This is a genomic window from Micromonospora sp. BRA006-A (assembly GCF_033433935.1).
Lineage (GTDB): Bacteria > Actinomycetota > Actinomycetes > Mycobacteriales > Micromonosporaceae > Micromonospora > Micromonospora aurantiaca.
In genome coordinates this window covers 2,407,438-2,433,196 of sequence record NZ_JANCLW010000001.1, presented here as the reverse complement: position 1 = coordinate 2,433,196, position 25,759 = coordinate 2,407,438, and the positions used below count along the sequence as shown (strand labels likewise).

The 25,759-nt window shown below is 73.5% G+C and carries 27 protein-coding genes; 11 read left to right on the top strand and 16 right to left on the bottom strand.

Annotated elements, in window-relative coordinates:
- Position 1 precedes the first annotated feature (1 nt).
- The 5 genes from NMK34_RS11580 to NMK34_RS11560 are packed head-to-tail and all read right to left on the bottom strand — an operon-like array spanning position 2 to position 4,569.
- Complete coding sequence (locus tag NMK34_RS11580) at positions 2 to 259, bottom strand: UBP-type zinc finger domain-containing protein (protein ID WP_210894907.1); 258 nt, start codon at positions 257 to 259, stop codon at positions 2 to 4.
- On the bottom strand, positions 256 to 1,836 hold the full coding sequence (locus NMK34_RS11575) for a Na+/H+ antiporter (protein WP_318333390.1): 1,581 nt from the start codon (positions 1,834 to 1,836) through the stop codon (positions 256 to 258). Before NMK34_RS11575 ends, NMK34_RS11580 begins: the two co-directional genes overlap by 4 nt.
- A 37-nt stretch (positions 1,837 to 1,873) precedes the next feature.
- The gene (locus NMK34_RS11570) at positions 1,874 to 2,839 is read right to left on the bottom strand and encodes a TIGR03885 family FMN-dependent LLM class oxidoreductase (RefSeq protein ID WP_318333389.1); all 966 of its coding nucleotides are present in this window, start codon (positions 2,837 to 2,839) and stop codon (positions 1,874 to 1,876) included.
- 41 nt (positions 2,840 to 2,880) lie between these two features.
- Entirely contained in the window at positions 2,881 to 4,293 is a 1,413-nt protein-coding gene (locus NMK34_RS11565) for an NADP-dependent succinic semialdehyde dehydrogenase (protein WP_318333388.1), read from the bottom strand.
- 12 nt (positions 4,294 to 4,305) lie between these two features.
- Entirely contained in the window at positions 4,306 to 4,569 is a 264-nt protein-coding gene (locus NMK34_RS11560; RefSeq protein WP_262012294.1) for a DUF6343 family protein, read from the bottom strand.
- Positions 4,570 to 4,731: 162 nt separating this feature from the next.
- Between NMK34_RS11560 and NMK34_RS11555 the strand changes: the two genes are divergently transcribed.
- Complete coding sequence (locus NMK34_RS11555; RefSeq protein WP_318333387.1) at positions 4,732 to 5,325, top strand: antibiotic biosynthesis monooxygenase; 594 nt, start codon at positions 4,732 to 4,734, stop codon at positions 5,323 to 5,325.
- A gap of 98 nt (positions 5,326 to 5,423) precedes the next feature.
- Positions 5,424 to 6,278, top strand: coding sequence for a GDSL-type esterase/lipase family protein (locus tag NMK34_RS11550; RefSeq protein ID WP_318333386.1), 855 nt, complete (start codon positions 5,424 to 5,426; stop codon positions 6,276 to 6,278).
- Here NMK34_RS11550 and NMK34_RS11545 read toward each other — a convergent pair.
- The 3 genes from NMK34_RS11545 to NMK34_RS11535 all read right to left on the bottom strand — a co-directional run bounded on the left by NMK34_RS11545 (position 6,255) and on the right by NMK34_RS11535 (position 8,131).
- The gene (locus NMK34_RS11545; protein ID WP_135239299.1) at positions 6,255 to 6,998 is read right to left on the bottom strand and encodes an EcsC family protein; all 744 of its coding nucleotides are present in this window, start codon (positions 6,996 to 6,998) and stop codon (positions 6,255 to 6,257) included. The genes NMK34_RS11550 and NMK34_RS11545 overlap by 24 nt on opposite strands.
- A 39-nt stretch (positions 6,999 to 7,037) precedes the next feature.
- Positions 7,038 to 7,184: a hypothetical protein gene (locus tag NMK34_RS11540; protein ID WP_318333385.1), complete on the bottom strand. Its 147-nt coding sequence runs from the start codon at positions 7,182 to 7,184 to the stop codon at positions 7,038 to 7,040.
- A 95-nt stretch (positions 7,185 to 7,279) separates the two neighbouring features.
- Positions 7,280 to 8,131 carry a peptidase M23 gene (locus tag NMK34_RS11535; protein WP_318333384.1) on the bottom strand — a complete coding sequence of 284 codons (852 nt, stop codon included), beginning with the start codon at positions 8,129 to 8,131 and terminating at the stop codon, positions 7,280 to 7,282.
- A 392-nt stretch (positions 8,132 to 8,523) separates the two neighbouring features.
- Between NMK34_RS11535 and NMK34_RS11530 the strand changes: the two genes are divergently transcribed.
- From NMK34_RS11530 to NMK34_RS11520, 3 genes are read left to right on the top strand one after another with little or no spacing between them, the layout of a single operon-like run.
- Positions 8,524 to 9,444 carry a proteasome assembly chaperone family protein gene (locus NMK34_RS11530; RefSeq protein WP_194800969.1) on the top strand — a complete coding sequence of 307 codons (921 nt, stop codon included), beginning with the start codon at positions 8,524 to 8,526 and terminating at the stop codon, positions 9,442 to 9,444.
- A gap of 37 nt (positions 9,445 to 9,481) precedes the next feature.
- Positions 9,482 to 10,279 carry an exodeoxyribonuclease III gene (locus NMK34_RS11525; protein WP_318333383.1) on the top strand — a complete coding sequence of 266 codons (798 nt, stop codon included), beginning with the start codon at positions 9,482 to 9,484 and terminating at the stop codon, positions 10,277 to 10,279.
- A 25-nt stretch (positions 10,280 to 10,304) separates the two neighbouring features.
- Complete coding sequence (locus tag NMK34_RS11520) at positions 10,305 to 10,619, top strand: antibiotic biosynthesis monooxygenase (RefSeq protein ID WP_318333382.1); 315 nt, start codon at positions 10,305 to 10,307, stop codon at positions 10,617 to 10,619.
- Positions 10,620 to 10,728: 109 nt separating this feature from the next.
- Here the strand turns inward: NMK34_RS11520 and NMK34_RS11515 are convergent, their stop codons facing one another.
- Entirely contained in the window at positions 10,729 to 11,517 is a 789-nt protein-coding gene (locus NMK34_RS11515) for a class F sortase (RefSeq protein ID WP_318333381.1), read from the bottom strand.
- Positions 11,518 to 11,729: 212 nt separating this feature from the next.
- Positions 11,730 to 12,296: a hypothetical protein gene (locus NMK34_RS11510; RefSeq protein WP_194800966.1), complete on the bottom strand. Its 567-nt coding sequence runs from the start codon at positions 12,294 to 12,296 to the stop codon at positions 11,730 to 11,732.
- Positions 12,297 to 12,435: 139 nt separating this feature from the next.
- Between NMK34_RS11510 and trmB the strand changes: the two genes are divergently transcribed.
- Entirely contained in the window at positions 12,436 to 13,062 is a 627-nt protein-coding gene (gene trmB / locus NMK34_RS11505) for a tRNA (guanosine(46)-N7)-methyltransferase TrmB (RefSeq protein ID WP_318336324.1), read from the top strand.
- A 61-nt stretch (positions 13,063 to 13,123) separates the two neighbouring features.
- Positions 13,124 to 15,628 (top strand): DEAD/DEAH box helicase, encoded by a 2,505-nt coding sequence (locus NMK34_RS11500; RefSeq protein ID WP_318333380.1) that lies wholly within the window; start codon positions 13,124 to 13,126, stop codon positions 15,626 to 15,628.
- A 66-nt stretch (positions 15,629 to 15,694) separates the two neighbouring features.
- On the opposite strand, the gene NMK34_RS11495 is transcribed toward NMK34_RS11500, so the two are convergent.
- Positions 15,695 to 17,338, bottom strand: coding sequence for a peptidase (locus NMK34_RS11495; RefSeq protein WP_318333379.1), 1,644 nt, complete (start codon positions 17,336 to 17,338; stop codon positions 15,695 to 15,697).
- 186 nt (positions 17,339 to 17,524) lie between these two features.
- Between NMK34_RS11495 and NMK34_RS11490 the strand changes: the two genes are divergently transcribed.
- Together NMK34_RS11490 and NMK34_RS11485 are read left to right on the top strand one after the other, a co-directional pair.
- Positions 17,525 to 18,172, top strand: coding sequence for a hypothetical protein (locus tag NMK34_RS11490; protein ID WP_043325072.1), 648 nt, complete (start codon positions 17,525 to 17,527; stop codon positions 18,170 to 18,172).
- Between the two features lie 302 nt (positions 18,173 to 18,474).
- Entirely contained in the window at positions 18,475 to 19,734 is a 1,260-nt protein-coding gene (locus NMK34_RS11485) for an Nramp family divalent metal transporter (protein ID WP_318333378.1), read from the top strand.
- Between the two features lie 57 nt (positions 19,735 to 19,791).
- Here the strand turns inward: NMK34_RS11485 and NMK34_RS11480 are convergent, their stop codons facing one another.
- The 4 genes from NMK34_RS11480 to NMK34_RS11465 all read right to left on the bottom strand — a co-directional run bounded on the left by NMK34_RS11480 (position 19,792) and on the right by NMK34_RS11465 (position 23,820).
- Positions 19,792 to 20,736 carry an iron-siderophore ABC transporter substrate-binding protein gene (locus tag NMK34_RS11480; RefSeq protein WP_318333377.1) on the bottom strand — a complete coding sequence of 315 codons (945 nt, stop codon included), beginning with the start codon at positions 20,734 to 20,736 and terminating at the stop codon, positions 19,792 to 19,794.
- A 32-nt stretch (positions 20,737 to 20,768) separates the two neighbouring features.
- Positions 20,769 to 21,626, bottom strand: a complete 858-nt coding sequence (locus NMK34_RS11475) for an ABC transporter ATP-binding protein (RefSeq protein WP_318333376.1) — start codon at positions 21,624 to 21,626, stop codon at positions 20,769 to 20,771.
- Positions 21,623 to 22,633 carry an iron ABC transporter permease gene (locus tag NMK34_RS11470; protein WP_318333375.1) on the bottom strand — a complete coding sequence of 337 codons (1,011 nt, stop codon included), beginning with the start codon at positions 22,631 to 22,633 and terminating at the stop codon, positions 21,623 to 21,625. Before NMK34_RS11470 ends, NMK34_RS11475 begins: the two co-directional genes overlap by 4 nt.
- 140 nt (positions 22,634 to 22,773) lie before the next feature.
- Positions 22,774 to 23,820 (bottom strand): iron ABC transporter permease, encoded by a 1,047-nt coding sequence (locus tag NMK34_RS11465; protein ID WP_318333374.1) that lies wholly within the window; start codon positions 23,818 to 23,820, stop codon positions 22,774 to 22,776.
- Between the two features lie 105 nt (positions 23,821 to 23,925).
- Between NMK34_RS11465 and NMK34_RS11460 the strand changes: the two genes are divergently transcribed.
- Both NMK34_RS11460 and NMK34_RS11455 read left to right on the top strand, forming a co-directional pair.
- Positions 23,926 to 24,858, top strand: coding sequence for a MerR family transcriptional regulator (locus NMK34_RS11460; RefSeq protein WP_318333373.1), 933 nt, complete (start codon positions 23,926 to 23,928; stop codon positions 24,856 to 24,858).
- A gap of 4 nt (positions 24,859 to 24,862) precedes the next feature.
- Positions 24,863 to 25,222: a YciI family protein gene (locus NMK34_RS11455; RefSeq protein ID WP_013285335.1), complete on the top strand. Its 360-nt coding sequence runs from the start codon at positions 24,863 to 24,865 to the stop codon at positions 25,220 to 25,222.
- 35 nt (positions 25,223 to 25,257) lie between these two features.
- On the opposite strand, the gene NMK34_RS11450 is transcribed toward NMK34_RS11455, so the two are convergent.
- Positions 25,258 to 25,731 carry a cytidine deaminase family protein gene (locus tag NMK34_RS11450; protein ID WP_194800957.1) on the bottom strand — a complete coding sequence of 158 codons (474 nt, stop codon included), beginning with the start codon at positions 25,729 to 25,731 and terminating at the stop codon, positions 25,258 to 25,260.
- Between the last annotated feature and the right edge of the window lie 28 nt (positions 25,732 to 25,759).

Below are 25,759 nucleotides of genomic sequence, written 5' to 3'. Positions count from 1 at the left end.
GTCAGCCGATCTCCTCGTCCACGAAGCACCAGCGCCACGACTCCCCCGGCTGGACCGACCGCATCACCGGGTGCCCGGTCGACTCGAAGTGCTTCGTGGCGTGCTGGTACGGCGACGAGTCGCAGCAGCCCACGTGCCCGCAGGTCAGGCAGGCGCGCAGGTGCACCCAGTCCGGGTTGCCGATGGCCACGCAGTCCGGGCACTCGGTCGTGGTGCCGGGCTCGGCCGTGCCCGCCTCGGCCAGGTGCTGGCAACTCATTCGACGACCTCCTGTCGCAGCATGGACTCCTCCAGATCCAGATCACGATAGGCGCGGGTGAGCACCTCCTCCGGGATCTGGCCGGAGTCGCGGGCGGCCCGGAACACCTCCCGCTCCGCGTCGATCATCTCCTGCCGCAGGCGCGCGTACGCCTGGGAGGGGGTCTCCCGTCCGGTGCCGCCCAGCCGCTCCCAGGCCAGGTTGGCCCGCGAGGTGGTCAGCCCGCGCAGGCGTTCCACCACCGCCTCCGGCGCGCCCTCGGCCAGTTCGTCGAGGCGTTCCCGGGCGGCCCGGCTGGCCCGCTGCTGCACCCCGGCGGCGGACAGCGCGTCCTGCACCGGGTCGTCCGGGGGCAGCCGCAGCCGCCGGGCCACCCAGGGCAGCGTGGCGCCCTGCCCGACGAGCGTCGCGACGATCACCGCGAAGGCGAGCCAGATGAGCAGCGCCCGCGGGTACGGCGCGTCGCCGGCGAGCGTGAGCGGCAGGCCCAGCGCGGCGGCGAGCGTCACCACGCCCCGCATGCCGGCCCAGCCGATGACGACGGGGAACTGCACCGGCGGCGCCGGGTCGCGCTGCCGGATCCGGGGCACCAGCCGGGCCAGGTAGGTGGCCGGGAACACCCAGACGAACCGGGACAGGAAGACGGCGGCCAGCACCGCGACGGTGATCGCGGCCAGCGAGCCGATCGGCTCGTCGAGGTCGCGGACCACCTCCGGCAGTTGCAGGCCGACCAGCAGGAACACCAGTCCTTCGAGGAGGAACCGGATCAGCCGCCAGAACGCGGTCACCTGGAGCCGGGAGGCGGCCGACAGCAGCGTGGGCAGCTTGTGCCCGATGCCGAGGCCGGTCACCACCACCGCGACCACGCCGGAGGCGTGGATCTCCTCGGCGGCGAAGACCACGGCGAACGGCACGATCAGCGACAGCGCGTTGTCCAGCACCGGGTCGGTGATGCGCTTGTGCAGGTAGCCGAAGACCACCACGCCCAGCAGGCCGACCAGGATGCCGCCGCCGGCCGCGACGACCACCTCGCGGGCCACGTCGCCGGCGCCGACGCCGCCGGTGGTGGCGGTCGCGGCGACGATCGCCACCCGCAGCAGCACCAGCGCGGTGGCGTCGTTGACCAGGCTCTCGCCCTCCAGGATGGTGACGACCCGCCGGGGCAGGCCGACCCGCCGGGCCACCGCCGTGGCGGCGACCGCGTCCGGCGGTGCCACCACCGCGCCGAGCGCCAGGCAGATCGCGTACGGCAGTTCGGGCAGGAACCAGTGCACGACGGTGCCCACCGCGAACGCGGTGAAGACGACCAGCCCGACGGCGAGCAGCAGGATCGGCCGCAGGTTGAGCCGGAACGCCGGCACCGACGTCTCCAGCGCCGCCACGTAGAGCAGTGGCGGCAGGATGCCCACCAGCACCAGGTCCGGGTCCAGCCGCACGTGCGGGAAGAACGGCAGGTAGGACAACGCGAGGCCGAGCACCACCAGCAGGATCGGCGCGAGCAGGCCGAGCCGGCGGGCCAGCGCCGCACCGAAGGTCGCGATGGCCAGGAAGACCACGACCTCGAACAGAGCATCCACGAACGACGAGCCTAAGCGCCGACGGGCAGATGTGTGATCAGGCAGCGGAGCGCAACTTCGGCAGCACCTCGGCGCCGAACGTGTCGATGAACGCGCGCTGCTCCTGCCCGACGTGGTGCAGCGCGATCCGGTCGAAGCCCAGCGCCACGTACTCCTCCAGCCAGCCGATGTGCCGGCCCAGGTCGGCGGAGACGTTCACGGTCTCGGCGACCTTGGACATCGGCACGTCGGCGCTCGCCACGTCGAAGTGCTCGGGGGTCTCCAGATCCCAGCAGACCGGCGGCGCGAACACGTTGCTGCGCCACTGCTCGTACGCGATCGCCTCGGCCTGTTCCTGCTCGGGCGCCCAGCTCACGTGCACCTGGAGGTGCAGCGGGCCGCGTCCGCCCGCGTCCCGGTAGGCGTCGATCATCCGCCGCAGGTGCTCGACCGGCGCGTTGACGGTGATCAGTCCGTCGGCCCACTCGGCGCACCAGCGCGCGGTGGCGACGCTGACGGCGGCGCCGACCAGCGCGGGCGGCTCCTCCGGCCGGGTCCACAGCTTCGCCCGGTCGACGGTGACGAGGCCGTCGTGGCTGACCTCCTCGCCTGCGAGCAGCGCCCGGATCACGTCGACGCACTCACGCAGCCGGGCGGTACGAATGTCCTTGCGCGGCCAGACCTCGCCGGTGATGTGCTCGTTCGACGCCTCGCCGGTGCCCAGCGCGGCCCAGAACCGGCCCGGGTACATGGCGCCGAGCGTGCCGATGGCCTGCGCGATGATCGCCGGGTGGTAGCGCTGGCCGGGCGCGTTCACCACGCCGAAGGACAGGTTCGTGGCCTGGAGGGCGGCGCCGAGCCAGGACCAGGCGAACCCGGACTGGCCCTGCCGCTCGCTCCACGGCGAGAAGTGGTCGGAGCACATGGCCGCGTCGAAGCCGGCGCGCTCGGCGTGGATCACCGCCTCCAGCAGCCGGGCCGGGTGGATCTGCTCGTGGGATGCGTGGAAGCCGAACGCCGTCATGGTGGGCTTTCCTACCCGTGACGGCGTCCGGCCAATCGCGTCTACTCGGAGTGCGCGCCGGCGCCCGCGCCGGCCTCGCCCTGGCCGATCCACACCGTCTTGGTGTTGCAGAACTCGCGCATCCCGGCGGCGGACAGCTCGCGGCCGTACCCGGAGTTCTTCACACCACCGAACGGCAGCTCCGGATAGGACGTGGTCATGCCGTTGATGAACACGTTGCCGGCGTCCAGGTCGACGGCGAAGCGCTCCTGCTCGGCCGGGTCGTTGGTCCAGGCGTTGGAGCCGAGGCCGAAGCTGGTGCCGTTGGCGACAGCGATCGCCTCGTCGTACGAGCCGACCCGGTAGAGCCCGGCGACCGGCCCGAACACCTCCTCGGACCACATCCGCATCTCCGGGCGCAGGTCGGTGACCACGGTCGGCGGGTAGTACCAGCCGTCCCCGGCCGGCTTCTCGCCGCCGCAGAGCACCGTCGCGCCCTGGTCCACCGCGTCGGTGACCTGGGCGTGTACCTCGTCGCGACCGCGCTCGCTGGCCAGCGGGCCGACGTCGGTGCCGTCGTCCATCGGGTCGCCGACCCGCAGCGCCGCCATCCGGGCGGCGAACTTCTCCGCGAACGCGTCGAACACGTCGGTGTGCACGATGAACCGCTTCGCGGCGATACAGGACTGCCCGTTGTTCTGGCAGCGGGCCGTCGTGGCGACCTCGGCGGCGGTGTCCAGGTCGGCCGAGGGCATCACCACGAACGGGTCGCTGCCGCCCAGCTCCAGCACCGTCTTCTTGATCTCCCGGCCGGCGATCTGGGCGATGGACCGGCCGGCCGGCTCGCTGCCGGTGAGGGTGGCGGCGCGCACGCGGGGGTCGCTGAGGATCCGGTCGACCGCGTCGGAGCCGACCAGCAACGTGGTGAACGCGCCCTCGGGGAAGCCGGCCCGGCGGAACACGTCCTCCAGGTAGAGCGCGGTCTGCGGCACGTTCGAGGCGTGCTTGAGCAGGCCGGTGTTGCCCGCCATCAGGGCCGGGGCGGCGAATCGCATCACCTGCCACAGCGGGAAGTTCCACGGCATCACCGCGAGCACCGGCCCGATCGGCTGGTAGCGCACGTACGCCCGCTTCGCCTTGACCGCGGCGGCGTCGGCCGGCTCGTCCGCGAGCATCCGGGGCGCGTTGTCGGCGTAGAAGCGGCAGGCGGTGGCGCACTTGGTGACCTCCGCCTTCGCGGCGGCGTACGTCTTGCCCATCTCGGTGGTCATCAGCCGGGCCGTCTCGTCGCGCTCGGCGTCGAGCAGGTCGGCGGCGGTGACGAGCCACCGGGCCCGCTGCGCGATGGTGGTGTCGCGCAACTGCCGGAAGGCGAGGTCGGCGCGCTCGATCGCGGCGTCGATCTGCTCGTCCGACATCGCCTCGTACGTCTTGAGCACCTGTCCGGTGGCGGGATTGGTGGTGGCGATGGGCATCTCGTACTCCTGTCACTCGAACAGCGAGTGCCGCACGCCCGGCTCCTCCCGGCGGCGCGCGGCGCGGCGGCGCTGGATCACGACCAGGTCGACCACCGCCACCACGGCGAGCAGCGCGCAGACGACACCCAGCCAGGCGATGTTCGCGGCGAACGCGAGCACCGCGAAGACGGTCATCACGACCAGACCGAACGTGGCGAGCGCGAGCCGCAGGTTCAGGGCGCTGTTCGCGTGGCCGACCGTGCCTCGGGCACGGCGGGGCTGTGATCGGGTCATTCCTGGGGCCTACCCCGGCACGGGCGGGGATAACCGGCCGGGGCGGGAACGCCGGTGATCCGGGACACCCGGCGGGCAGGCGCCGGATGCGCCCGGACAGCGGGTGCGTTACATCGGTGCGCCGGTACCGGCGGAGATCCCGCGGACGGTGGAGAGGATGGCATGACCACGACGCAGGCCGTACCCGTTACCGTCGCCGTGTCCCGGCGCGCCGACCCGGCGCGTACCGACGAGGTGGTCGCGTGGATGCGGGCCGGGACGGCGCTCGCGGAGAGCTTCCCGGGCTTCCTCGGCGCCGGTTTCGTCCGCAGCGCCCCCGGTTCCGGCGAGTGGCACGTGATGTACCGCTTCGCCGACGCGGACACGCTGCGCGACTGGGAGGACTCGCCGCAGCGGCGCTGGTGGCTCGGCTCGGCCCAGGGCATCGTCGAGCACACCCGGGTCGAGCGGCGCACCGGCATCGAGGGCTGGTTCGACCCGCCGGTGGACCACGTGGTCGAGACGTTCGGCGAGCCGGAGCCGGCCGCGCCGCCGCGCTGGAAGCAGGCGGTCACGATCTGGCTGGCGTTCTTCCCGCTCAGCCTGGCCGCCACGCTGCTGACCACCCGGTTCCTCGCCGGCGTGCCGCTGGCCGGCCGGACGCTGCTGATGACGCTCGTGCTCACCCCGCTGATGACCTACCTGGTGCTGCCCCGGATCACCCGGGCGCTGCACCGGTGGCTGCACGGCCGGCCTGCGCCGGCACGACACATGTGAACGACAGTGGTCGATGCTGATAGCCGACAGAACCGCCACCGGAACCCCGCCGGGGCATAGGGTCGACGCGCCCGTTGCCGCCGCCGGACGGGGGACCGATGAGACGCTGGATCGCCGCGCTGGCCTGCCTGGCGGCGCTGGTCGCGCTCGCCTGTGACGGCTCCGGCGAGGCGTCACCCCGGCCGTCCGGCACACCCGCCCCCGGCGAGCCCCGGGTGCTGGTCGCGCTCGGCGACTCGGTCAGCACCGGCTACGGCTCCTGCCTGGTGCTGGTGAGCTGCGAACGCAACTCCTGGTCGACCGGGGACGGCCTGCGGGTGGAGAGCCTCTACCGGCGGCTGCGCGCCGACACGCCGGGGCTGCGGGCGTACAACCGGGCCGTGCCCGGGGCCCGCGCGTCCGCGCTGGCCGGCCAGGCCCGGTCGGCGGTACGCGACAAGGCCGACCTGGTCACCGTGCTGATCGGCGCGAACGACGCCTGCCGGGGCGACGTCGACGACATGACGCCGGTCGCCACGTTCCGCGACCAGGTCGACGCGGCGCTGGGCGTGCTACGCGACGGCCGGCCGAAGGCCCGGGTGCTGGTGGCCAGCATCCCGGACCTGTACCGGCTCTGGCAGATCGGGCACACCGAGCCCCGCGCCGTGCGGGCCTGGTCGCGGGGCGTCTGCCCGTCGCTGCTCGCAGGCGCCACGTCGACCGCGCCCGCCGCGGTGGCCCGCCGGGCCCGCGTCCGGGACCGGATCGAGGCGTACGACGGGCAACTGCGCGCCGCCTGCCGGGCGTACGGGTCACGCTGCCGGTGGGACGGCGGCGCGGTGCACCGCCACCGCTTCGACCTGGACCAGGTCAACGCGCTCGACTGGTTCCACCCGAACGCGACCGGGCAGGGCCGGCTGGCCGAGGTGGCCTGGAACGCCTCCGGCTGGTCAGGGCTGACGCGGGCCCGGTAGCTGCCGGGGACCGGCGGCGCGGTAGAGGGCACGCGTACGGTCGGCCAGTTCCTTGGTGGCCGACGAGTTGGCCCAGGTGCCGAGCACGATCGCGGCGCCCGGCACGACCTTGGCGAACATCCGCTTGGCGGCACGCACCCCGGCCATCCGGGCCAGCCGGACCCCGAGCTGGAGCATCACCCGGCCCAGCGCCCGGTCGCCGGCGGAGCCGAAGAGGGCACCGGCCCGCTCCCGGCCGGCGGCCACGCCCAGCGCGAGGCGGGCCGTCTCGGCGACCTTGTGCACCCGCTGGAGCACCAGCAGGTCGGTGGCCCGGTCGGGGTGGGCCGGATCGACGCCGTAGGCGGCCGCGACGTGCAGCACCAGCCGGGCCTGGGTCCAGGCCAGCACCCCAACGTCGATCACCGCGCCGGGCAGCCCGGCCGCGCCGGACACCGCACCGGAGAGCCGGGCGTGGTTGACGAACTTGCGGACCGCCTGGTCGGCCAGGTGCTCCGGCGGGGCGTCCGGCCGCAGCGCCCGCTCCCGGGCGGCCCACTGGGCGGCCTCCGGGCCGAGCCGGCGCACCGCCTCCAGGGCCAGGTGCTCCGGCGCGTACTGCGGGTCCTCCCGCATCCGGTCCCACAGCTTGGCCGGTGGCGCCTCGGGCACCTCCACCGGCGGGACGGGGGCGGTGGGGACGGCGTTGGGCTCCCCGTCGACGGGGGCGGGGTCGGTCACGAAGGGCTCCGGAGGCTCGTGCGGCGGGGGTGACGCGGGTCAGCGCCGGCGCGACTGCAGCCGGGTCGCGATCTGCCGCAGCCGGGCCTGGTTCTCCGGCTTCGACATCTCACGCCGGCCGCGATCGACCAGTTGCCGGCCCCGCGGCGACCGCAGGAAGGCGGTGATCCGTTGCATCAGCGACATGAGAGTCCTCCCGTCCCGCGGTCCCCTTCATGTGTACCTGGGACCGGCAAGCCCTCTGATACCCGAATCGGCCCTTCCGCAACCACCCGTCCGGGTCAGCCCAGGATCTCCGCCACCACCTCGCCGGCGCGCCACTCGTGCTGGGCGTACGCGTCCGGGAACGCGGAGATCTGCACGGCCTGGGCGGCCACCGAGAGCGGCAGGCTCTGCCAGCCGGGGATCTCGGCGAGCGCGGACAGGAACGCCTTCGTCGCGTACTCCGGGTCCATCAGCTGCTCGACGGTGCCCCAGCCGCTGCTGGGGCGCTGCTGGAACAGCCCGACCGAGTCGTGGTCCCAGCCGATCGCCTGGTGCGGGTAGTTCTGCGACTCGGGCAGCACGCCGCTGGCGTAGTTGAGCAGGGTGCTCTCCTGCATGGCGGTCGCCACCGCGATGACCAGGGCGCGGCGCGGCATGCCCATCTCCTTGCCGGCCTGCACGATCTTCTTGGCGTTGTTCATCTGGGTGCGGTCCAGGCCGGCGACCGGGACGATCTGCCGGACCGTCTTCTTCGGCTTGGGCTTGGTGGTCGCCTTGGGGCTCGCCGTCGCGGACGGGGTGACGCTGGGGGTGGGAGCGGCGGGGGCGGTGCTCGGCCGGGTCATGGCCCGGGAGGCCGGGTCGACCTCCGCGCGCTCGGCGACCTCCGCCGAGGGCGCCGGGGCGGCGGCGCGGTCCGGGGCGCCGAAGCCGGCCTGGCTGACACCGACCAGGCCGAGGCAGCAGGCCGCGCCGGTGGCGACCGCCAGCTTCGTCCGGCCGGGCCGGGGGTTCATGGGTGCCCAGAAGCGGGTACGCCGGAAGAGTCCCTGGAGCTTCGCCGAACGGTCGGTGGAGGGGGTATCGTCCGAACGGTCAGCCGGGCGGCCGGAGCCGAACGGGTCGTCGAGGTTGCCGTCGTTACGCATCCGACGAGGCTAGGCAGGGCAAACCGGGATCACCCAGGCCGAAAGGGTGGCCCTCGCCACACTTTGGCCGCTCCGAAGCGGACGGCCCACCCCGGCGCGGGCCGGCGGACCACGGACCTCAGGAACCGGACCAATCACCCGGGCGACGGCGCGCGCGGCGGCGCGGGCAGGAACGCCGCAGACCTCCAGGTCCCGCCCGATGATCGACTAACTCGTCCGTTCGGACGATCCGGATATGGGTCGCCGGACCGGGGCGTAGCCGAATCGTGATCATCATCCGGGCATCGGACGTGGCCGTAACGGAATGGACCACCCACCCCGGTACGTTTGCCGAACCGGGGAGTCCGCACGCTCGGCGCTCCCCCGCACGCGTCGACAGGGAGGACCCACCGGTGCTCGATCCACACGAGCTCTACGAACTCACCGACGAGCTGCCCGAGCTCGGCCAGCCGGTGCTGATCCAGGCGCTCACCGGCTTCGTCGACGCCGGCAACGCCACCCGGCTGGCCCGGGAACAGCTGCTCACCTCGCTCGACGCCCAGGTCATCGCCCGCTTCGACGTGGACCAGGTCTTCGACTACCGCTCCCGCCGCCCGGTGATGACGTTCGTCGAGGACCACTGGGAGTCCTACGACGCCCCGGCGCTGGAGCTGCACCTGCTGCGCGACGACGACGAGACCCCGTTCCTGCTGCTCACCGGGCCCGAGCCGGACCTGCAGTGGGAGCGTTTCGTGGCCGCCGTCGCCGGGCTCAGCGCCCGCCTCGACGTCCGGCTCACCGTCGGGCTCAACTCGATCCCGATGGCGGTGCCGCACACCCGGCCCAGCGGCGTCACCGCGCACGCCACCCGCAAGGACCTGATCGCCGGGCACGAGCCGTGGCTGCAGAAGGTGCAGGTGCCGGCCGGCGTCGGTCACCTGCTGGAGTACCGCCTCGGCGAGCAGGGGCGCGACGCCCTCGGCTTCGCCGCGCACGTGCCGCACTACGTGGCCCAGGCCGAGTACCCGGCCGCCGCCGAGGCGCTGCTGTCCGCCGTGTCCCGCAGCACCGGCCTGCTGCTGCCGGTCGAGGCGCTGCGGACCGCGGCCGAGGCGGTCCGGGTGGAGATCGACCGCCAGGTCACCCAGACCGAGGAGGCGGCGACGCTGGTCCAGGCGCTTGAGGAGCAGTACGACGCGTTCGCCCGCGGCCGGGGCGAGAAGAACCTGCTCGCCGGCGAGACCGGGCCGCTGCCCACCGCCGACGAACTCGGCGCCGAACTGGAACGCTTCCTCGCCGAGCAGACCCGCCCCGGCGACACCCCGGAGCGCTGAGGCGGCGGGGCGGGCGGCGATGCGGCAGGCTGGGGACATGCGCCTGGCGACCTGGAACGTCAACTCGGTGAAGGCCCGCCTGCCCCGGCTGCTCGACTGGCTGGCCACCACGGAACCCGACGTCGTGTGCCTGCAGGAGACCAAGTGCCCCGACGGGGCGTTCCCGGTCGCCGAGGTGGGCGAGCTGGGCTACGAGGTGGCCAGCCACAGCGACGGGCGGTGGAACGGCGTCGCCGTGCTGTCCCGGGTCGGGCTGGCCGACGTGGCCGTCGGCTTCCCCGGTGAACCCGGGTTCCCCGATCCCGAGGCCCGCGCCATCTCGGCCACCTGCGACGGGCTGCGGGTCTGGTCGGTCTACGTACCCAACGGCCGCGCGCCGGACGACCCGCACTACGCGTACAAGCTGGCCTGGTTCGCGGCGTTGCGCGACGCCCTGGAACCGGAGGTGGCCGGCCCCCTGCCGGTGGCCGTCTGCGGGGACTTCAACGTGGCGCCCACCGACGCGGACGTCTGGGATCCGACGCTGTTCGTCACCTCCACCCACGTCACCCCGGCCGAGCGGGCCGCCCTGGCCGCGCTGCGTGACCTGGGCCTGGAGGACGTGGTGCCGACGCCGATGAAGGGGCCGCACCCGTTCACGTACTGGGACTACCGGGCCGGCATGTTCCACCAGAACAAGGGCATGCGGATCGACCTGGTGTACGCGAGCGCGTCGTTCGCCCGCGCGGTCCGCTCCGCGTACGTGGACCGGGAGGCCCGCAAGGGCAAGGGCCCGTCCGACCACGCTCCGATCGTGGTCGACGCGGACCTGGCACCGGCCGTCGAGACGTTCTGAGCGCGGCGCTGGTTAGGGTGGACACATGGCTGTCGTGAAGATCAACGCGATCGACGTCCCGTCCGGCGCCGGCGAGGAGCTGGAGAAGCGGTTCGCGGCGCGGGCCGGCGCGGTGGAGAACTCCCCCGGCTTCCTCGGCTTCGAGCTGCTGCGCCCGGTCGCCGGGGACACCCGCTACTTCGTGTACACGCGCTGGGAGAGCGAGGAGTCCTACCAGGCGTGGGCGCAGGGCCCGTCGCGGGCCGCGCACGCCGAGGGCGGCGAACCCCGCAAGCCCGTCGCCACCGGCGCCACCCTGCTGGAGTTCGAGGTGGTCCAGCAGGTTCCCGCCAAACCCTGACCCCGCCCTCTCGTCTTTCGGTCGATCATGAAGTTGGCGGCACTCAGCGTCCGTTTCGTCACCGCCAACTTCATGATCGACGCGGGCGGTCGGCGGGCGGGGTGAGCGGTCAGCGGGCCAGGGACGCGAAGACGATCACGTTGTCCTGGTAGCCGGTACGGCCGCCGACCCACTCGCCGCCGCAGGTGATCAGGCGCAGCTCGGCCGGGCCCGAGTCGCCGTACACCCGGGCGGCGGGCAGGTTCGACTTGTCGAAGTACTCGACGCTGTCCACCTTGAAGGTCACCACGCTGCGGTCGGCGCGGGTCACCTGGATCCGGGCGCCCGGCTTGAGCGAGCGCAGCCGGTAGAAGACGGCCGGCCCGCTCTTGGTGTCGACGTGGCCCACGATGATCGCCCGGCCCGGGTCGCCGGGCACCGCTCCCCTGTCGTACCAGCCGGTCTGGTCGTGCTCGGTCAGCGGCGGTACGTCCACCGAGCCGTCCTTCGCCTGCCCGACCGGGGTCACCGGCGCGTTGACCTTGATGGCCGGCACGGCCAGGCGTACCGGCCGGCTCGCCGGTTTCCGGACCGGGGCGGCGGCGCTCGCCGGAGCTGCCGCGCCCGACCCGTTCGACCGGCTCGACTCGGTGGACGCGTCGGCGAAGTCGAACGGCCCGGCCGTGCGCCCGAGGCCGGCACCGGTCGCGAACACGCCGACCAGCACCAGCACCACTGCCAGTGGCTTCGACCAGGAGCCCCGGCCCCGGTCTCCCCTGCCCGGCGACGCCGGTGGCGGTTCGACAGGCGGCGGCCCGGCGGGCCGGGGGCGCAGGGCCGGCGGATCGGCCGACGGCGGATACCACGGTCGCGACGCGGCGGGCGGCGGCATCCACGGCCGCGACCCGGAGACCGGCACGGCCGGCGATCCGGTCCCGGCGGCCGGACCCGTCCCGGCGGCAGACCCACTCCCCGAGCGCGGGCCGGTCCGGGGCGCGGCGGCCGGATCAGCCCTGGAGAACCGGGCGGTGCCGGTCGGTGGCGCGGCGGGCGGAGGCAGGGCCAGGAACGGCCGGCCGGGGCGCCGGGATCCGGCGGGCGGCGGAACGAAGTGCTCGGCCATGACCGGCCTCAGCGTCCGGCGGCGCCGCGGGCCTGCCGGCGGGACGCGGCCACGCCGAGCCCGGCGCCGACCACCGTCACCGCCAGCCCGACCGGCACCAGCAGGCCACCGAGCCCGGGGCCGGCGGTGCCGCCGAAACCGGTGGCCGGGCCGCGGCTGGGCAGGTGACTGGGCGGGTGGGTCGGCTGCCGGGTGGGCTGCCCCTGCTTGACCACCTGGAGCATGGTGGAGGCGGTCTCCCCGCCCGGGCACTCCAGCTTCACCCGGTAGTTGCCGGGCCGGGTGCGCTCGTGGACCATCGGCGAGGCGGTGAGCAGGCCGCGCTGCGGCTGCACCTGGATCCTGCCGAACGCGTCCGAGGTGACGATCGCCGGGACGGTGTTGTTCCGGCAGCTCGCCCGGATGCCGACGAGGTAGCCGGGCGAGACGGTGCCCGGGGTGACCTCCACGAAGATCACGTCGGCCGGGGGTTGTTCCGGCACCGGCTCGGCCTGGGCGGGCAGCGCGCCGGCCAGCGGGGCGGCGCACGCGGCGGCCGCGACCAGCAGCGCCTCACGTACCCTGAACGACCCCATGACCCCTCCCGGCGTACGGGATGAATCCTCTCACCCCTGGGCGCACATCACATCCGATCCGGGCTAGGCTCGGGTCGCTGTGACCCTCCCCGACATCGCCGCCGGCCGCATCCGTACCTTCCATCCGCGTCGCGGACGGATGAGCGAGCGGCAGCGCGACGCGCTCACCCGGCTCTGGCCCGCGTACGGCCTGGAGATCGCCGCCCTCGACGGGCCGTGCGATCCGACGACGCTGTTCGGACGACGGGCGCCGCTGGTACTGGAGATCGGCTCCGGCATGGGCGACGCCACCGCCGCCATGGCGGCGGCCGACCGGGACCGACACTATCTGGCGGTCGAGGTCCATACGCCGGGAATCGCCAACCTGCTCGACCTGGTGGAACGCCACGGTCTGGACAACGTACGGGTGGCCGAGGGCGACGCGCTGGACCTGGTCCGGGCGATGCCGGAGGGCTGCCTGGACGCGGTGCACGTGTTCTTCCCCGACCCGTGGCCGAAGACCCGGCACCACAAGCGGCGGATCATCGCGCCGGCGCACGTGGCGCTGCTGCGGTCCCGGCTGGCGCCGGGCGGCACGCTGCACTGCGCGACGGACTGGGCCGAGTACGCCGAGTCGATGCGCGAGACGCTCACCGCCGACCCGGAGCTGGTCGACGTGTACGGCGGCTACGCGCCGCGTCCGGCGCACCGCCCGGTGACGAAGTTCGAGCGGCGCGCGCTGACCGCCGGCCGGGAGGTCTTCGACCTGATCCACCGGCGGCGCTGAACCCGTTGCGCTGAACCCGGTTGGCGCGGCGTGGTGTGATCCAGGCACGATGGGAGCCGCCATGACTCTCACCGCCGCGCTGCCGAAGACCGCCGATCCCGACACCCTCTACGACGCGTTCGCCTCCTGGGCGTCCGAGCGCGGCCTGGACCTCTATCCCCATCAGGAGGAGGCGGTCATCGAGATCGTCTCCGGCGCGAACGTGATCATGAATACGCCGACCGGCTCGGGGAAGAGCCTGGTGGCGATCGCGGCGCACTTCGCGGCGCTGGCCGACGACCGGACGACCTTCTACACCGCGCCGATCAAGGCGCTGGTCTCGGAGAAGTTCTTCGCGCTCTGCGAGGTCTTCGGCGCGGAGAACGTCGGCATGCTCACCGGCGACGCCAGCGTCAACGCGGACGCGCCGATCATCTGCTGCACCGCGGAGATCCTGGCCAACCTGGCGCTGCGCGAGGGCCGCCGCGCCGACGTCGGCCAGGTGATCATGGACGAGTTCCACTTCTACGCCGAGCCGGACCGCGGCTGGGCGTGGCAGGTGCCGCTGATCGAGCTGCCGCAGGCCCAGTTCGTGCTGATGTCGGCCACGCTCGGCGACACCACCCGCTTCGTCGACGACCTGACGCGGCGCACCGGGCGGCCGACCGCCGTCGTCCGCTCGGCCGAGCGGCCGGTCCCGCTCCTCTTCTCGTACGCGACCACGCCGCTGCACGAGACCCTCGAGGAACTGCTGGAGACCAAGCAGGCCCCGGTGTACGTCGTGCACTTCACCCAGGCCGCCGCGCTGGAACGCGCCCAGGCGCTGATGAGCGTGAACGTCTGCACCCGCGCCGAGAAGGACATGATCGCGAGTGCGATCGGCAACTTCCGGTTCACCTCCGGCTTCGGCAAGACGCTGTCCCGGCTGGTCCGGCACGGCATCGGCGTGCACCACGCGGGCATGCTCCCGAAGTACCGCCGCCTGGTCGAGACGCTCGCCCAGGCCGGCCTGCTCAAGGTCATCTGCGGTACGGACACGCTCGGCGTCGGCATCAACGTACCGATCCGTACCGTGCTGTTCACCGGCCTGAGCAAGTACGACGGGGTGCGGACGCGCCTGCTGAAGGCCCGCGAGTTCCACCAGATCGCCGGCCGGGCCGGGCGGGCCGGGTTCGACACGCTGGGCCGGGTCGTGGTGCAGGCTCCCGAGCACGTGATCGAGAACGAGAAGGCGCTCGCGAAGGCCGGTGACGACCCGAAGAAGCGCCGCAAGGTGGTGAAGAAGAAGCCGCCGGAGGGCTCGATCGGCTGGGGCGAACCGACGTTCCAGCGGCTGGTCGAGGCCGAGCCGGAGCCGCTCACCTCCAGCTTCCAGGTCAGCCACTCGATGCTGCTCAACGTGATCGGCCGCCCCGGCGACGCGTTCGCCTCGATGCGGCACCTGCTCACCGACAACCACGAGGACCCGGCCGCGCAGCGCCGGCACATCCGCCGGGCCATCGCCATCTACCGGGCGCTGCGCGCGGGCGGCGTGGTCGAGGAGCTGCCCGAGCCGGACGAGACCGGCCGCCGGGTACGGCTCACCGTCGACCTCCAGCTCGACTTCGCGCTCAACCAGCCGCTGTCACCGCTGGCGCTGGCCACCGTCGAACTGCTCGACCGGGAGTCCCCGTCGTACGCGCTCGACGTGCTCAGCGTGATCGAGTCGATCCTCGACGACCCGCGCCAGGTGCTGTCCGCGCAGCAGTTCAAGGCCCGCGGCGAGGCGGTCGCCGCGATGAAGGCGGAGGGCATCGAGTACGAGGCACGCCTCGAACTGCTCGACGAGGTGACCTGGCCCAAGCCGCTCGCCGAGCTGCTGGAGTCCGCGTACGAGATGTACCGGCAGGGCCACCCGTGGGTCGCCGACCACCAGCTCTCCCCCAAGTCGGTGGTCCGGGACATGTACGAGCGGGCCATGACGTTCCCCGAGTACGTCCAGTTCTACGGGCTGTCCCGCTCCGAGGGGCTGGTGCTGCGCTACCTCGCCGACGCGTACAAGACGCTGCGGCAGACCGTCCCCGAGGACGCGAAGACCGAGGAGCTGGTCGACCTCATCGAGTGGCTGGGCGAGCTGGTCCGCCAGGTCGACTCCAGCCTGATCGACGAGTGGGAGCGGCTGCGCAACCCGTCGGACGTGGCCGAGGTGGCCGCCTCGCTGGACGACCGGCCGCCGGCGGTCACGCGCAACGCGCGGGCGTTCCGGGTGCTGGTGCGCAACGCGATGTTCCGCCGCGTCGAGCTGGCCGCGCTGCGGCGCTGGGACCTGCTCGGCGAGCTGGACGCGGGCGACGGCTGGAACGCCGACGCCTGGGCCGACGCGCTGGAGCCGTACTTCGAGGCGTACGACGCGATCGGGGTGGGGCCGGACGCGCGCGGGCCGGCGCTGCTGATGATCGAGCAGGGCCGCGAGAGGTGGACCGTACGGCAGATCCTGGACGACCCGGACGGCGACCACGACTGGGGCATCAGCGCCGAGATCGACCTGGCCGCCTCGGACGAGACCGGCGCGGCGGTGGTCCGGATCACCGACGTCGGTCAGTTGTAGCGGCGTCGGCTGACGTACACCGCGGGGGCGGAACCGGTCCGGTCCCGCCCCCGCGATCGTGTCCGATCAGTCGCGCGGGGCCTGGAACGCCACGCGACGACGACGGAACACGACGAACAGGACCGCGCCGGCCGCGAGCACGGCGGCGCCGACACCCGCGAGCGTGGCCGCCGGCGCACCGGTGATCGGCAGGCCGCCGCCGGTGCCACCGCTGCCGTCTTCGGAGCCACCGGTGCCCGGGCCGCCGTTGCCGACGGCGACGACGATGCGAGCGGTGTTGTTCGCCGGCTTCGACTCGGTCGAGGACGTGGCGCCGTCGACCACGATCGTGCCGTCGGTACCCGGCGTCGACTTGATCTTCAGCTGGACGGTGGGCTTGATCCTGCCGTAGCCGGAGGCCACGCTCGGGAACTCGCTCTCGAAGTTGCACCGCAGCTTCGCCGACTCGGGCAACGTCGTGCCCGGCTGGCCGTCGGTGTAGCACCACTCGCTGGGCAGCAGGACGGTGCCGCTCGGCGCGGTGATGAGGACACCGGGGCCGCCGCCGTCGGACGGGCCGTGGTTGACGACCTCGTAGGTGAGGTCGACGGTCTGGCCGACCGCCCCCTTCACCGGCGCGGCGGTGACGGCGACGTCGAGGCTGTTCTTCTTGCTCCAGTACCGGAAGTCGGCGTAGTTGTCCGACTCGTCGAGCTCGCGCTCCACGACGGCCTTGCGGGCCTGGCCCGCCTTGACCGCCTTGGCGTGCAGCTTCTCGGCGGCGGTGGCGAACGACGGGCCGTTGCCCTTGGTCGCCGCGGCCTTCTTCGCCGCCTCCGCCTCACCGGCCAGCGCGGTGCTGAACAGGGCGTAGTTCTCGTCCGGACCCGGCAGGTTGCGGCCGAACGTGATGTTGAACAGCGACTCGCCCGTCTCGTCGTCGAACAGCAGCAGCCCCTCGCCGGGCTTGAGCGTCAGCGGCACCGTGCAGGTGACCTGGCTCGGCCCGTAGACGTACGGCGGACCGCTGGCCTTCGGGTAGTAGCCGACGTACGTGCAGTCGCTGTACCGCTCGACGAAGGTGGCGCCGGTGGGCAGGTCGACCCGGACGGTGAAGTCGGTCGCCGGGCTGTCGCCCTCGTTGAGCACACCGCTGTAGAGCGGAACCCGGTCGCCCTCACCGACCGGCTTGGACCTGTCGTTCAGGTCGTCGGCGGCGGCGACCAGATCGGGGCCCGAGGCGCGGATCGTGACCGGGAAGCTGATCGTGTTGTCGCCGGGGTTGGCGTCGTCCTGCGCGCCGGCGATGGTCACGCCGACCGAACCGGCGTCACCGGGGGTCGCACCGGTGCGGCTGGCCAGCGAGAGCGGGTAGAGGAGATCGGTCTGGCCGGCCACCAGGCCACCGACGGTGCAGGTGACCTTTCCCGCCGCGAGCTTGCAGGAGTCGTTCCAGTCCGGCACCGAGGCGACCACGTCGGACGACAGCTTGCCCAGGTCGAGCGTGACGGTCACCGCCGTCGCGTCGGCCTGGCCGTAGTTGTAGACGTACATCCCGACCGTGGTGCCACTGTTGTCGATCTCCGCGACGGGGTCGCTGCTGAAGGAGACGAACAGGTCGGGCAGCTCGTCGGCGGCGTGCGCCGGGGTCGACGGGGCGAAGAGCGCGGTCGTGGCCAGCAGCGCCGCGGTAGCGGCGAGGCGGGGCCATCGGGCCGTGAGGGATCGCATGGGTACTCCGAAAGAGAGGTGTGGAAGAACCGCACTCTAGGGGACGGATCGATCGCGCGGTGTCCCGTCCGGATCGGCAGGCCGTCGGCGAACGGATCGACAATGCCCCTTTCGCACCCTGGGCGATGTCAGACCCGTCAATTAGAATGTATGTACTAATCGAGCTGCTGACCTGGGAGGATGCTCGTGACTGCGCCCACCTCCGCGACCCCTGTCACCCCCTACGCCACCCTCCTCGGATTCACCCGGTACGTCGACCGCACCGGCCCCACGAAAGCCACCTTCGTCGGCGGTCTGCGCCGGCAGCGGGCCAGCCGGCACGGCTTCAACCCGCACGGCCAGTTCGTCAAGGCGCTCAAGGCCGACGTCGCCTTCCACACCGGCGGCACCCACCTCGCGCAGGTCGCCGACCTGGTCAAGCCGCGCTGGCGTCCGCTCTACGAGGCGCTCGTGCCGGGCGCGACCCGCTGGCTGCAGTCGCTCGGCGAGCCGGCCGGCGTCGACCTGGCCCAGACCCGCGACGCCCTGGCCATGCTGGGCGACCTGCCCGTGAAGATCAACCCACAGTTCGGCGTCCGGTACGCCGACGGCCGGGCCGAGGCGATCCGCCTGCACTTCGACGAGGCGCCGCCGAGCGAGGAGGCGACGCTCGCCACGCTGCACCTGATGGCCCGGCACATGGACGCGGTGCTGCCGCACGCCGAGCCGGTCCTGGTCGACGTGCGTCGCGGCGAGGCACACCGGATGCCCGCCGACGTGAAGCCCGAGCAGATCGAGCAGTGGCTGGCCGGTGAGGCGGCCGCGTTCCGCGCCATCTGGTCCACCGCCGCCTGACCGACCGCCCCGGCACGGCATTCCGGCACACCGCGACGCCGCCCGACCACGTACCCGACCGCCGCACCGCCCACCTACCGAACGGCCGTCCCGCTACCCGGGGCGGCCGTTCGTCGTCCCGAGCGGTGCGCCGCAGGGGGACTCCGCCCGGTGGACGAACAGCGGACGGCATCGTCCGTGTCTGCTTTCCTCCTCCCGGCTCAGATTGGTGGCATATGCGGGCATCCGTCGGGAACACCCCCGCGTGGCCCGCCCTCCCGGCACCCCCGCCGTTCGTCGTCAGTCGTCGTCGAGGAGCAACAGTGGTAACAAACGACTCGCCTGTCGTACCCCCGCTACGGACCGCTCGCGCCCCGCGCCCGGTACGCGGCCGCCTCATCCTGCTCGGACCGGCGTTCGTGGCGGCGGTCGCCTACGTCGACCCCGGCAACTTCGCCACCAACTCCACCGCCGGGGCCCGGTACGGGTACCTGCTGGTCTGGGTGGTCGTGGCGGCGAACCTGGCCGCCATGCTGGTGCAGACGCTCACCGCGAAGCTCGGCCTGGCCACCGGGCGCAGCCTGCCCGAACTGTGCCGGGAGCACCTACCCCGGCCGCTCAACCGGGTCATGTGGGCGCAGGCCGAGCTGGTCGCCATGGCCACCGACCTGGCCGAGGTGATCGGCGGGGCGGTCGCGCTGTACCTCCTGTTCGGCGTCCCGCTGCTGCCCGGCGGCCTGATCATCGGCGCCGCCTCGTTCGCCATCCTGGCGCTGCGGGCCAGGGGCTTCCGGGCGTTCGAGATCGCCATCGCCGTGCTGCTCGGCGTGATCGTGCTGGCGTTCGCGGTCAACCTGGTCAGCGCGCAACCGGACGTGTCCGACGCCGCGGCCGGACTGCTGCCCCGGATGCAGGGCACCGACAGCATGCTGCTCGCCGCCGGCATCCTGGGCGCGACGGTGATGCCGCACGTCATCTACGTGCACTCGGCGCTGACCCCGAACCGCCTACCCGCCGAGGGTGAGGCGCAGCGGCGGCTGGTCGCCAAGGGCCTGCGGGTCGACGTGCTGATCGCGCTGGGCATCGCCGGCGCGGTCAATCTGGCCATGCTGCTGGTCGCCGCTAGTAGCTTCCACGGCACGTCGATCCCCGGCACCGACACCCTGGAAGGCGTGCACTCCGGGCTCGCCACCACGCTCGGCACGGCGGCGGCGGTCGGCTTCGCGGTCGCCCTGCTCCTGTCCGGGCTCGCCTCCACGAGCGTCGGCACGTACGCCGGCGAGATCATCATGCAGGGTTTCCTGCGCCGCCGGATCCCGCTGCCGGTCCGCCGGATGATCACGCTGCTGCCCGCGCTGGCGGTGCTCGCGATCGGCGTCGACCCGACGCGGGCGCTGGTGCTGTCCCAGGTGGTGCTGAGCTTCGGCATCCCGTTCGCGCTGATCCCGGTGGTGATGTTCACGCGCCGCCGGGACCTGATGGGCAGCCTGGTCAACCGCCGGGCCACCACCGCCACGGCGGTCGCGATCACCGCGTTCGTGGTGGCGCTCAACGCGTTCCTGCTCTGGCAGTTGGCGGCCTGAAACACACCCGCGCCCGTCCGGCCCGGTGGGGCTGGACGGGCGCGGATGATTCGAGGCTCAGGCGGCCAGGTACTTCTCCAGGTCGTCCAGGATCTTGTTGGCAGCACCCACGCCGATGCCGGTCATCCAGATCTCGTCGGAGACCACGTGCGCCTTGCCGGCCTTGACCGCGGACAGGCCCTTCCACAGCGTGCCGCCGGTGACCTTGGCCTGCTCGGCGGCGGCCTTCTCGCCGTACGCGGTCACGAACACCACGTCGCCGTCGGCCTCGGCGATGCGCTCCGGGCTGACCCGGTCCATCCGCTTGTCCTCCTTGCCGGCGAGCATCTGCCGCTCGGGGCGGCCCAGGCCGGTGTCGCCGACGACGATGCCGGAGAACGAATCAGGCCCGTACAGGCGGATCTCCGTCGGCATGAAGCGCACGATGGAGACCTTTCGGGACGAGGCGTCGCCGAGCTTCGTGCCGAAGTCCTTGGCCCGCTTCTCGTACTCGGCCAGCAGGTCCTTCGCCTGCTGCTCCTTGCCCAGTGCCGTGCCGTCGAGGAGGAAGTTCTCCTTCCAGGTGATGCCCACCTTCTCGGTGAACACGGTGGGGGCGATCTTGGACAGCTCGTCGTAGAACTTCTCCTGGCGGAACTTGCTGCCGAGGATCAGGTCCGGGTTGAGCGCGTTGATCGCCTCCAGGTCCGGCTCGGTGAGCACGCCGACCTCGGTGATGCCGGCGAGCTTGTCCGCGCCGAAGTAGGTGGGCCAGCTCTTCGCCTCACCGGCGGTCGCCGCGCCGACCGGGGTGACGCCCAGCGACAGCGCGGTGTCGATCTTGTCGGTGTCGAGCACGACCACGCGCTTGGGCTCGGCGGGCACCTTCGTGGTGCCCATGGCGTGGGTGATCTCCCGGGTCTCCCCGGTGCCGGTGCCGGCGACGGGGTCGCTCTCCCCGCATGCGGTGAGGCCGACGCCGACAGCGAGGGCGGCGGTGAGTGCGACGGCGAGACGACGCATCAGGTTCCTTTCGGTGGTGCGGGTCGGCGCGCTCAGGCGTCGCCGACGGGGGCGCCGGCCGGAGCCGGCGTGACGGCCGGAACGGCCGAGGTCTGGGCGGATCCGGTCTGGGTGAGTGCGGGCACCACGAGCGGGGCGCCGCTGACCGGGCAGGGCACGACCACGCAGTCCAGCCCGAACACGTCGCGGACCAGGTCGGCGGTGAGGATCTCGCGCGGCTCGCCGGCGGCCACCACCGCGCCGTCGCGCATGGCGATCAGGTGGTCGGCGTACCGGGCGGCCTGGTTGAGGTCGTGCAGCACGGCCACCACGGTCCGGCCCCGCTCGGCGCGCAGCCGGTGCAGCAGGTCCAGCACCTCGACCTGGTGGGCCAGGTCGAGGAACGTGGTCGGCTCGTCCAGCAGTAGCGCGTCGGTGTCCTGTGCCAGCGTCATGGCGATCCAGACCCGCTGGCGCTGCCCGCCGGAGAGCGTGTCCACCGGACGGTCGGCGAGCGCGCTCACGTCGGCCAGCCGCATGGCCTCCTCGACCGCCCGTCCGTCCTCGGCCGACCACTGCCGCCACCAGCGCTGGTAGGGCTGCCGGCCGCGCCCGACCAGGTCGGCCACGGTGATCCCCTCGGGCACCAGCGGGCTCTGCGGCAGGACGCCGAGCCGCCGGGCCACGTCCCGGGTCGGCAGATCGCGGATCGCCACGCCGTCCAGCAGTACCGCGCCGCGCCGGGGCGTGAGCAGCCGGGCCATGGTGCGCAGCAGCGTCGACTTGCCGCAGGCGTTCGGGCCGACGATCACGGTGAACGTGTCGGCCGGCAGGTCGAGGTCGAGTCCGTCCAGCACGGTGCGGCCCTCGTAGCCGACGACCAGGTCGCGGGTGGACAGCAGCGCGGTCACGACCGCCTCCCTCGGGTGCGCAGCAGCACGAAGATCAGGTACGGCCCGCCGATCGCCGCGGTGAGGACGCCGGCCGGCAGTTGGGTCGGCGCCAGCAGCCGGCGGGCACCGAGGTCGGCGAGGACCAGCAGCAACGCGCCCAGCAGCGCGGCGCACAGCAGCGGCGGGCGCTCGGCGCGGACCAGCCGCCGGGCCACCTGCGGGGCCACCAGCGCCACGAAGTCGACGGCGCCGACCTGGGCGGTGACCATGGCGGCGGCCAGCACACCGGTGCCGGCCAGCCCCATGCGCCGGGCCACCGGCCGCAGGCCGATCCCCCGCGCGGTGTCGTCGTCGAGCGCGCTGCTGCGCAGCGCCCACCCGGCCCAGAGCAACACCGGCAGCAGGACCGCGAGCGTGCCGGCGATCCAGGCCGCCTCGCTCCACCCCTTGCCGGCGAGCGTGCCGATCAGCCAGATCTGCGCGCGCAGCCCGTCGATCGGGTCGGCGGTGAGCATGACCACCTCGATCAGCGCCCGGAACGCGAACGCCACCGCCACGCCGGCGAGCACGAACCGCTGGGCCGCCAGGCCGTGCCGGGCGCCGAGCGCGAACACCACCACCGCGGCGACCAGGCCGCCGAGCAGCGCCGCCGGCGCCACCAGCACCGCCGCCGCGCCGCTGGTCAGTGCGATCGTCGCGGCCAGACCGGCACCCTGGGTGACACCGATGACGTCGGGGCTCGCGAGCGGGTTGCGGGCCACGCTCTGGATCAGCGTGCCGGCCACGCCGAAGGCCGCACCGGCCACCGCCGCGAGGACCGCGCGAGGCAGTCGCAGGTCGCGCACCACGAGGTCGTACGGGGTGCCCGCGCCGGAGAGCGACCGCGCCACGTCCACCGGGGCGACGTACGGCGTTCCCAGCGACAGACTGACCACCACCGCAGCGCACAGCAGCACGAACAGCACCGCCGCCACGACGACCGGCCGCCACCGGAACGGCACCACCACCGCCCCGGCCCGCAGCACTCCACGCCCCCGCGGCCGCACCCCTCGCTGTTGATCTTGCACGTCGAGCCCCTCGGGTGCCCGGAATGCCCCTTCCGTCGGGGCGGCAAGTGCAAGATCGCGGGAGCCGGGGGCGGGGGTGGGGGTGGGGGTGGGGGTGGTCATGTCGTCACCGTCTTGGCTCGGTGGACCAGGAAGGCCAGGAGCGGGGCGCCGAGCAGGGCCGTGATGATGCCGGCCGGGATCTCGCCGGGCGGGGCCACGAGGCGGCCGGCCACATCGGCCGTGAGCAGCAGCGCCGGGCCGAGCAGGGCGGCGACCAGGAGCGTCCACCGCTGGTCCGCGCCCACCAGCGCCCGGGCCAGGTGCGGCACCGCCAGCCCGACGAAGGCGATCGGCCCGGCGGCGGCCACCGCCGCACCGGTGAGCAGCACGCCACCCGCACCAGCGGCGAGCCGTACCAGCGCGACCCGGTGCCCGAGTCCCCGGGCCACGTCGTCGCCCAGGGCGAGCGCGTCCAGGCCTCGGGCGGCGAGCGCGGCCAGCACCACCCCGGCCACCACGAACGGCAGCACCTGTCCGGCCACGCCGGCGCCCCGGCCGGTCAGCCCGCCGACCACCCAGAAGCGGTACTCCTCGAACGTGCGGGCGTCGATGCTGAGCAGCGCGTACACGATGGCGCCGAGACCCGCGTCGAGGGCCGCGCCGACGAGCGCGAGGGTGACCGGGCTGGCGCCCTCGCGGGTGCGGTTGGCGATGGCGAACACGAGCAGCCCGGCGAGCAGCGCGCCGGCGATGCCGAACCAGACGTACCCGGCGAGAGTGCCCACCCCGAACACGGCGATGGCCAGCACCACGCCGAACGACGCCCCGGCGCTGATGCCGAGGATGCGCGGCTCGGCCAGCGGGTTGCGGGTGACCGCCTGGAACAGCACCCCGGCCAGCGCCAGCGCCAGGCCGACGACGAGCCCGAGGGCGGTACGCGGCAGCCGCAGTTCCCGGACCACTGTGGTGGCGTCGCCGCCGTCCGGCGACACGAGAGCGTGCCACACCTGGTCGACGGGGAGGTGCCGGCTGCCGAGCGCGAGGCTGGCCAGCAGCGCCAGCAGGAGCAGGAGCGCCGCCGCCACGGTGACCGCGACGCGGCGGACGGTGCCGCGGCGGACGGGAGCCCCGGCCCGCGCGGGCCGGACGGCGACGGTGGTCACGAGGGGTTTCGCCTTCCGGTTAGGTGCGCCTTACCTTAGCTGAACTGCTAAGGCGTACCTGAGCGGGTTGCGCCTCCACCAGGGGGAGGCACGATGGTGGATGCTATGGACGATGCGGAGCGCTACTCGATCGGTGACCTGGCCCGGCGGACCGGACTGCCGGTGAAGACCATCCGGTTCTGGTCCGACTGCGGCGTCGTACCGCCCACCGGCCGGGGACCGGCCGGCCACCGCCGCTACGACGCGGCCGCGGTGGCCCGGCTCGACCTGGTGCGGACTTTGCGCGAGCTGGGCGTGGACCTGCCCACCGTGCGCCGGGTGGTGGCGCGGGAGGTCACCCTGGGCGAGGTCGCCTCGGCGCACGCGGACGCGTTGACCGCGCAGATCCGCCTGCTGCGGACGCGCCGCGCGGTGCTGACGGTGATCGCCCGGCGCGGGGCCGGCCCGTCCGAGGCCGACCTGCTGCACCGGCTGGCGGGCCTGGCCTTGCGGGAACGACGGCGGCTGGTCGACGAGTTCCTCGACGCGGCGTTCGACGGCCTGACCGATCCGGGGTTCGCCGGCATCCGCCGGTCGCTCACGCCGGAGCTGCCCGACGATCCGGACGACTGCCGGATCGAGGCGTGGGTGGAGCTGGCCGAGCTGGCACTGGACCCGGGATTCCGGGCCGGGCTGCGCCGGCTGGCCGAGCAGCACGCGGCGGACCGGGACGGCGCCGAGGGCGTACGCCGGGACGTGGTCGCCGTGGTCCGGGAGGAGGTGGCCCTCGCGCTCGCCGACGGCGTCGAGCCGGCCTCGCCGGGCGCCGATCCGATCGTGGCCCGGGCGGCGGGCCGGTACGCACGGCTCTGCGGCCGGCCGGACGACACCGGCCTGCGCCGGCGGATGCTGGACCGGTTGCGGAGCGCGAGCGATCCTCGCCGGGAGCGGTACCTGGAGCTGCTCTCCGTGATCAACGGCTGGCCGCCGGCCGAGAGCCTGGCACCGGTGCTGGACTGGTCGATCCGGGCACTGCGCGCCCGGCAGCACCTAGCCTGAGGGCATGCGATTCGACAGGCACACGGTGGTGCTCCTGGTCCGCCCGGACGACGCGCCGGACCTGCCGCAGGACGCCCTCGACCGGATCCAGGACGCCCACCTGGCGCACCAGGCCGGGCTGGTGGAGCAGGGCGCGGTGCTCGCGGCGGGCCCGTTCCTCGACGGCGACGACGGGCGGGTCCGCGGTTTCGTGGTGCTGTCGGTGGACCCGCAGATGGCCCGTGAGCTGTACGCGAACGACCCGGCGGTCCGCGCGGGACGACTCGTCGCGCAGGTGAGCAGCTGGATGGTGCCGGAGGGTCAGGTCCGTTTCGAGCAGGTGCCGGTCCCCCGCTCGATGCTGGAGGCCGCGGCCGGCGACTGAGCGTTGCGGATCAGCGCGCCGGACCGGAGCGCCGGTCAGTCCTCCGCGGCCTGCCGGACACCCGGCACCACCGGGGTCGGCCACAGCGGGGCACGCGGTCCGGCCGGCACCTCGACCTGCTGGTCGGACCAGACGTACGTCTCGGGCAGCAGGTCGGCGATCGGGACCGCGCGCAGCCCGTCGGGCGGGCCGACGATCACCTTGATCGACGGGAAGTAGTCGAGCAGCACCTGACGGCAGCGCCCGCACGGCGGGAGGACGCCCCGGCCGCGGTCCCCCACCGCGACGATCGCCTCCAGCTCGCCCGCGCCCTGGGTCGCGGCGGCGCCGAGGGCCACCACCTCGGCGCAGGGGCCGCCGGTGAAGTGGTAGACGTTCACGCCGCTGAACACCCGGCCGTCGGTGCTGCGGACGGCGGCGGCGACGGTGTGGTTGTCGCTGCGGCAGCGCAGCTTCGCGACGGCGGTGGCGGCCTGCACGAGCGCCCGGTCGGTGTCCCGCATGATCATCCCCGCCCCTCGTCGGCCTCGTCCGTCG

Excerpts from the sequence above, each read along its gene's own strand:
- NMK34_RS11580 (WP_210894907.1), bottom strand. The coding sequence starts at position 259 with ATGAGTTGCCAGCACCTGGCCGAGGCGGGCACGGCCGAGCCCGGCACC.
- NMK34_RS11570 (WP_318333389.1), bottom strand. The coding sequence starts at position 2,839 with ATGACGGCGTTCGGCTTCCACGCATCCCACGAGCAGATCCACCCGGCC.
- NMK34_RS11565 (WP_318333388.1), bottom strand. The coding sequence starts at position 4,293 with ATGCCCATCGCCACCACCAATCCCGCCACCGGACAGGTGCTCAAGACG.
- NMK34_RS11560 (WP_262012294.1), bottom strand. The coding sequence starts at position 4,569 with ATGACCCGATCACAGCCCCGCCGTGCCCGAGGCACGGTCGGCCACGCG.
- NMK34_RS11555 (WP_318333387.1), top strand. The coding sequence starts at position 4,732 with ATGACCACGACGCAGGCCGTACCCGTTACCGTCGCCGTGTCCCGGCGC.
- NMK34_RS11550 (WP_318333386.1), top strand. The coding sequence starts at position 5,424 with ATGAGACGCTGGATCGCCGCGCTGGCCTGCCTGGCGGCGCTGGTCGCG.
- NMK34_RS11540 (WP_318333385.1), bottom strand. The coding sequence starts at position 7,184 with ATGTCGCTGATGCAACGGATCACCGCCTTCCTGCGGTCGCCGCGGGGC.
- NMK34_RS11535 (WP_318333384.1), bottom strand. The coding sequence starts at position 8,131 with ATGCGTAACGACGGCAACCTCGACGACCCGTTCGGCTCCGGCCGCCCG.
- NMK34_RS11525 (WP_318333383.1), top strand. The coding sequence starts at position 9,482 with ATGCGCCTGGCGACCTGGAACGTCAACTCGGTGAAGGCCCGCCTGCCC.
- NMK34_RS11520 (WP_318333382.1), top strand. The coding sequence starts at position 10,305 with ATGGCTGTCGTGAAGATCAACGCGATCGACGTCCCGTCCGGCGCCGGC.
- NMK34_RS11510 (WP_194800966.1), bottom strand. The coding sequence starts at position 12,296 with ATGGGGTCGTTCAGGGTACGTGAGGCGCTGCTGGTCGCGGCCGCCGCG.
- trmB (WP_318336324.1), top strand. The coding sequence starts at position 12,436 with ATGAGCGAGCGGCAGCGCGACGCGCTCACCCGGCTCTGGCCCGCGTAC.
- NMK34_RS11500 (WP_318333380.1), top strand. The coding sequence starts at position 13,124 with ATGACTCTCACCGCCGCGCTGCCGAAGACCGCCGATCCCGACACCCTC.
- NMK34_RS11495 (WP_318333379.1), bottom strand. The coding sequence starts at position 17,338 with ATGCGATCCCTCACGGCCCGATGGCCCCGCCTCGCCGCTACCGCGGCG.
- NMK34_RS11480 (WP_318333377.1), bottom strand. The coding sequence starts at position 20,736 with ATGCGTCGTCTCGCCGTCGCACTCACCGCCGCCCTCGCTGTCGGCGTC.
- NMK34_RS11460 (WP_318333373.1), top strand. The coding sequence starts at position 23,926 with ATGGACGATGCGGAGCGCTACTCGATCGGTGACCTGGCCCGGCGGACC.
- NMK34_RS11455 (WP_013285335.1), top strand. The coding sequence starts at position 24,863 with ATGCGATTCGACAGGCACACGGTGGTGCTCCTGGTCCGCCCGGACGAC.
- NMK34_RS11450 (WP_194800957.1), bottom strand. The coding sequence starts at position 25,731 with ATGATCATGCGGGACACCGACCGGGCGCTCGTGCAGGCCGCCACCGCC.